Below are 5,494 nucleotides of genomic sequence, written 5' to 3' on the forward strand. Positions count from 1 at the left end.
TTAGGGTCATAACTCCAAGAGCTCTCTATGTTGTTGTAAGCAATATAATGATTTGAATGATGATAGATTATATAATAATACACGTAATTTAAATGAAAATGATACCGGGTCAAACAAGTATCATCAATATAATTTAATATCTAAAACTTTACATAAAATAAAACCTTTTTTAAGAGAAAATTTAATTATTACAGATTTCATATTGAGGCAAATTTGGTGGATTGGTTTAAGAAATTTTTTTAAAAATCATTCAAATCATTATATTGCTTACAACAACATAGAGAGCTCTTGGAGTTATGACCCTAAATTTAATGACAAAAAAGATTTAACTTTTATGATCCAAAATATGACTGACCTGGCATCTTATTTAAAAAAAAAAGATATTAAATTAACATTAATGATACATCCACATCCTGCAAGTATTCTATATGATACAAAATTAAGTTTGTATAAAAAAACTTGGCAAGAATTTTGCCTTGAAAATTGTGATAATTTTATTGACTCCTTTTCTCCGTTTTTTGATCTAGAGAAAGATAAAAATGAAATAATCAAAGAGTTTTATATTAAGGGTGATATTCATTTAAACAAGAATGGAAATAAATTTCAATTTTCACATTTAATTCAAAATTATAATTAACTAAATGATCAAAAAATAAGTATTTTTTATTCTTATGATATTAAGGAAGTGGGAGTGGATTATCTGAATTTTGATTAAGATATTTAATTACCGAGGCTCTATCCTTTTCTTTTCTTAATCCTGCAAAAGCCATTTTCGTACCTTTGATCCATTTAGCAGGTTTAATTAAGTAGCCATTTAATTCTTCGAAAGTCCATTCTTTTCCATAATCAGAGAGAGCCTTTGAATATTTGTAATCATTTAATGCTCCAACTTTTCTTCCCACAACATTATACAAAGCAGGTCCAATATTATTTTTTCCATCTTTGACAATTGAATGGCAAGCTGCACATTTTTTAAAAACTTTTTCTCCAGTCGCAATATCTCCTAATGCCATTAGTGCAACCATATCAATTTTATCCTCAGTTGTTTCCGAACTCGACTGATTGTCAGTTGCAGCAACTTTCTCTACTTCTACTGCGTAACCTGGTGTTTCAGGTTTTTCAACATAGAATATTACATTTGAGAGTTTATCTATTCCAATTATTAATAGTGCTACTAGTAATACTGCAGCTATTATTTTATTTATTTCAAAAGAGTCCATTTTTGATAAAAAAATTTATAAGGATCTATAACATTAAAATTTTAAAATTGCTTATATTTTACTGTACAATTTTGCCCCTCTTTATAATCTAAATATATATATATAATCTATGAAAACATTAATAATTATACCCTCAAGAATGTCAGCTACAAGATTGCCTGGTAAGCCATTACTAAAAATTAATGGTCTTTCAATCATTTCGCACGTGTTTAAAAAAGCAGAAAGTTCAAATATTGGAGAAGTTGTTGTTGCTACAGAGGATCAAGAGATATTAGATGATGTCAAAAGCAATGGTGGAAATGCTATTTTAACCTCTAAAAATCATAAGACAGGCACGGATAGAATTTATGAGGCGTTTACTCAAATGAAAATAGATGATGTAAATTATATTATGAATATTCAAGGTGATGAGCCTGATATTGACGTAGATGATATAAAAAATTTAGATAATAAAATGAAAATTAATAATTCAAATATTGGAACTTTAGCAGCTAGTATTTCAAACCAAGAAATGTACAACAATGAAAACATAGTCAAAGTAGAAATTAAAGAGTCGTTTGATAAAAATTCTTTCCCTTTTGCTAGTAATTTTATGAGAAAAACAAAAAAAAATGCTAATATTTTTCATCATGTAGGAATATATTCTTATGAAGTTCAAACTCTTCAAAAGTTTATTTCATTTGATCAATCAAAAAATGAATTAAAAAATAGACTAGAACAATTAAGAGCATTAGATAATGATATTAATATTAATGTGGCTCTAGCTAAAAAGTCTCCAATAGGAGTGGATACTGAAGAAGATTATATAGCTATAAAAAAAATTATGAAATATAAATAATTATGAAAAAAATTTACTTTCAAGGCACCTATGGAGCCTATTCTCATCTTGCATCACTTTCAATAGATCCAAATGCAGAAATAATTCCATGTAAAACTTTTGATGAATGTTTTTTGAATGCTTCAAGTGAAAGAAATTCTAAAATAGTAATCCCAGAGTCAAATAGAATAACAGGGAATATTGGTATAGAATACTTAATTTTCAAATATCGATTAAATATTTATTCTGAGTATTTTCAAAAAATAGAACATAATCTTTTAGGCCAACCAGGTACGAAAGTGACAGAAATAAAGAATGTATTTTCACATGCTCAAGCATTATCTCAATGCTCTAGATTTATTAAGAAATATAAAATGAATGAGCATGTTAGAGCAGATACGGCTGGATCAGCAGAAATGATTTCTATAAACAAAAAAAAAGATGAAGCTGCTATTGCTTCTACTTTAAGTGCTAAGACTTATGGTTTAGAAATAATTAAAAAAAATATTGAAAATGAAAGTGGAAATCTAACTAGATTTTTAGTAATGGGAAAAGATATAATGCAGCCTGAGTTTGATGAAAAAAAATATATAACTTCTTTTTTATTTAAGCTTAAAAGCAAACCAGCTGCCCTATATCAATCTTTAGGTGGTTTTGCGATCAATGGCGTGAATTTAACAAAGTTACAAAGTTATCCAGAAAAAAATTCTTTTGATTCATTCTTTTTTTTATGTGATCTAGACGGACATATTGAAGATCCAAAAGTACAAAAATCGTTAGAGGAGCTTGGACTTCATTGTCAGGATTTTCATGTTCTTGGTGTTTTTGAGGCAGACCCAATAAGGGAAAAAAAATTATAATCTTTTCTTGTAGATTAGAAAACAATACTGCTATAATAGCTGTGGAGGCTAGAGGTGGGTGCTGCTTGAACCCGACCAGATCTTAACGGAAGCAGTCGTAAAGACAGTTATTCAGGTTCTAGTCTCCTAAAAAGTATTAAAATGAATAAAAATTCAAAAGTTTTAGCTCTTAAATATAGACCTCAAACATTCGAGGATTTGATTGGTCAAAATATAGTTTCTGAGACAATCATTAATTCTATTAAAGTCGACAAAGTACCTAATGCTTATCTTTTCACTGGTATAAGAGGAATTGGAAAAACAACCATTGCAAGGATAGTTGCAAAATCTTTAAATTGTTTAAATGGTATTCAAAATTTATGTAAAGAAAAACTATGTGAGAATTGTGAGGCTATTTCAAACTCAAGTCATATAGATGTTTTAGAAATGGATGCCGCAAGTAAAACAGGAGTAGATGATGTTAGAGATTTGATTGAATTTTCAAAATATGGACCAACGTTATCTAAATATAAGATTTTCATAATTGATGAGGTACATATGTTAAGTAAACAAGCATTTAATGCATTGTTGAAAACACTTGAAGAACCTCCAGAGTATTTAAAGTTTATTTTTGCTACTACAGAAATTAAGAAAATACCTATTACTGTAGTTTCAAGATGTCAAAGATTTGATCTCTCTAGGATCAAGTCTTCTGAATTATTCGAGTTTATAAAAAAAATAAAAGATAAGGAAGGTGGTAATGCAAATGATGAAGCTTTAAAATTAATTGTGAAAATCTCAGAGGGCTCTGTAAGGGATGCTCTTTCTTTATTAGATAGAGCTTTATTAAGTGTTGAGAAAAAAAATGAATTAGATTTAAACACAACTCAGAAAATATTTGGTTATTTTGATAAATCACAATTAATAAATTTATTTAATTTAATACTCGAGGGAAATGAAAATAAAGTAATAGAGGAATACAGAAAAATTTATGACCAAGGTGTTGATCCAAAAGTTTTCATAAATGATTTTCTTGAGATCATATATTATTTTAAAAATATTAACTCACTTACACTTGAGAGCACAAATTTTTCTCTTAATGATGATGAATTTAAAAAGATAAAAAAAATTTCTGACAATGTAAACTCGGAGATATTAATTTTATTTTGGCAGTTTGCTATTAAAACTTTAGGAGAACTAGAGATTGTTTCTAATCAACATTTGTCAATTGAAATGTTTTTGTTAAGATTAATTCATTTAAAAGGCATCACACCAAAAAATGATTACAAAGATAGTAAAGTATATGAAAAAGGCAAAAATAAAGAAACTGACAGTAATATTTTGAATAAGATAATTAATAAAGAAACTATAAATCAGATAAAAAATGTGACTCAAGAAAAAAAAATAAAACCGGGAAGACAAATAGAACCAAAAGCATCTGTTGAAACAGATATAGAATCTTTCCAACAATTAATAGAAATTTGCTCTACTAAAAAAGAAATGAAACTTAAGTATGAACTTGAAAAAAATGTTAATTTAGTAAAATTCGAAAACGGTAGAATTGAAATTTCTTTTAATGATAGTTTAGATAAAGATTTTGTTAAAAATTTATCAGCTAAACTTTTAGAATGGACAAATCAGAGATGGATAATAAGTTTTAGTAAAAGACAAGGAGAAATGTCAATTAAGGATAAAGAGCAAAATAAAAAAAGAAATTTAATTCATGATGCAAAAAGCTCTCAATTGTACAAGGAAATAATTGATTTATTCAGTGACGCAGAATTAATTGATGTAAAAAATAAAGACAAAACAGATACTACAAATGACTGATTTCAGAAAAATATTAGATAAAGCAAAAGAACTAGAGTCTAAAATGAAGGAGAGCCAACAAAAAATCAAAAGTATTAGAGCCGAAGGTGTTTCAGGTTCTAATTCTGTTAAAGTAACTTTAGACGGAGAAGGGGAAATGCAAAAGATAGAAATTTCAGATGATATTTTAAATGAAAAAAAAGCAATTATTGAAGATTTAATAATTGCAGCACACAATAATGCAAAAATCCAACTAAAATCAAAAACAACAGAGGAAATTTCGAAAGCCACAAGTGATTTGGGTATTCCTGGTTTTAAATGGCCGTTATAGTTAATGCAAAATATCTCTGAAATAGATGAATTAATTAAAATAGTTTCTAAATTACCCGGACTTGGCCCAAAATCTGCAAAAAGAATAGTCTTAAAATTAGTAAACAATAGAGACGAATTGATTAAACCTTTGGCAAGTACTTTAGCACAAGTTTACAAAAATATTACACGTTGTAAATCATGTGGATCTTTAAAATCAAATATATCAGGTTGTGCTAATTGTGAGGTTATTAAAGATAAATTTAATAAGATTTGTGTTGTTGAAGATTTAGCTGATCAATGGTCAATCGAAAATTCAAATGTTTATAAAGGGTATTTTCATATTCTTGGAGGAACAATTTCTTCAGTTGGAAATAGAAAAGAGGATCTTTTAATTAACTCATTAGTAGAAAGAGTAATAAGAGATAAAATAGAAGAGGTTATACTTGCTACAAAAGAGAACAATTCACTTCAAAATGGCAAAAGACTTGTTTAAAAAA

6 protein-coding genes and 1 pseudogene are annotated in these 5,494 nt (G+C 27.5%); 6 read left to right on the forward strand and 1 reads right to left on the reverse strand.

Annotated elements, in window-relative coordinates; all coding sequences use genetic code 11:
* Nucleotides 1-52: 52 nt before the first annotated feature.
* Nucleotides 53-637, forward strand: coding sequence for an SGNH/GDSL hydrolase family protein (locus AMN95_RS05300; RefSeq protein ID WP_075522919.1), 585 nt, complete (start codon nucleotides 53-55; stop codon nucleotides 635-637).
* Between the two features lie 40 nt (nucleotides 638-677).
* Here AMN95_RS05300 and AMN95_RS05305 read toward each other — a convergent pair whose 3' ends face one another.
* A complete protein-coding gene (locus tag AMN95_RS05305; protein WP_075522920.1) occupies nucleotides 678-1,220 on the reverse strand; it encodes a c-type cytochrome in 543 nt (180 codons plus the stop codon).
* Nucleotides 1,221-1,329: 109 nt separating this feature from the next.
* Here AMN95_RS05305 and kdsB point away from each other — a divergent pair, with 109 nt between their 5' ends.
* The 5 genes and pseudogenes from kdsB to AMN95_RS05330 form a co-directional block, all read left to right on the forward strand.
* Nucleotides 1,330-2,058 (forward strand): 3-deoxy-manno-octulosonate cytidylyltransferase, encoded by a 729-nt coding sequence (gene kdsB / locus AMN95_RS05310; RefSeq protein ID WP_075522921.1) that lies wholly within the window; start codon nucleotides 1,330-1,332, stop codon nucleotides 2,056-2,058.
* A gap of 2 nt (nucleotides 2,059-2,060) precedes the next feature.
* On the forward strand, nucleotides 2,061-2,897 hold the full coding sequence (locus AMN95_RS05315) for a prephenate dehydratase domain-containing protein (protein ID WP_075522922.1): 837 nt from the start codon (nucleotides 2,061-2,063) through the stop codon (nucleotides 2,895-2,897).
* Nucleotides 2,898-3,038: 141 nt separating this feature from the next.
* Complete coding sequence (gene dnaX / locus AMN95_RS05320) at nucleotides 3,039-4,706, forward strand: DNA polymerase III subunit gamma/tau (protein WP_075522923.1); 1,668 nt, start codon at nucleotides 3,039-3,041, stop codon at nucleotides 4,704-4,706.
* A complete protein-coding gene (locus AMN95_RS05325; RefSeq protein ID WP_075522924.1) occupies nucleotides 4,699-5,016 on the forward strand; it encodes a YbaB/EbfC family nucleoid-associated protein in 318 nt (105 codons plus the stop codon). The genes dnaX and AMN95_RS05325 overlap by 8 nt, the downstream gene beginning before the upstream one ends.
* A gap of 3 nt (nucleotides 5,017-5,019) precedes the next feature.
* Nucleotides 5,020-5,448: pseudogene (locus AMN95_RS05330) on the forward strand (toprim domain-containing protein); the annotation flags it as partial.
* Between the last annotated feature and the right edge of the window lie 46 nt (nucleotides 5,449-5,494).

The sequence above is a fragment of the Candidatus Pelagibacter communis genome (assembly GCF_001180185.1).
GTDB classification, from domain to species: domain Bacteria; phylum Pseudomonadota; class Alphaproteobacteria; order Pelagibacterales; family Pelagibacteraceae; genus Pelagibacter; species Pelagibacter ubique_F.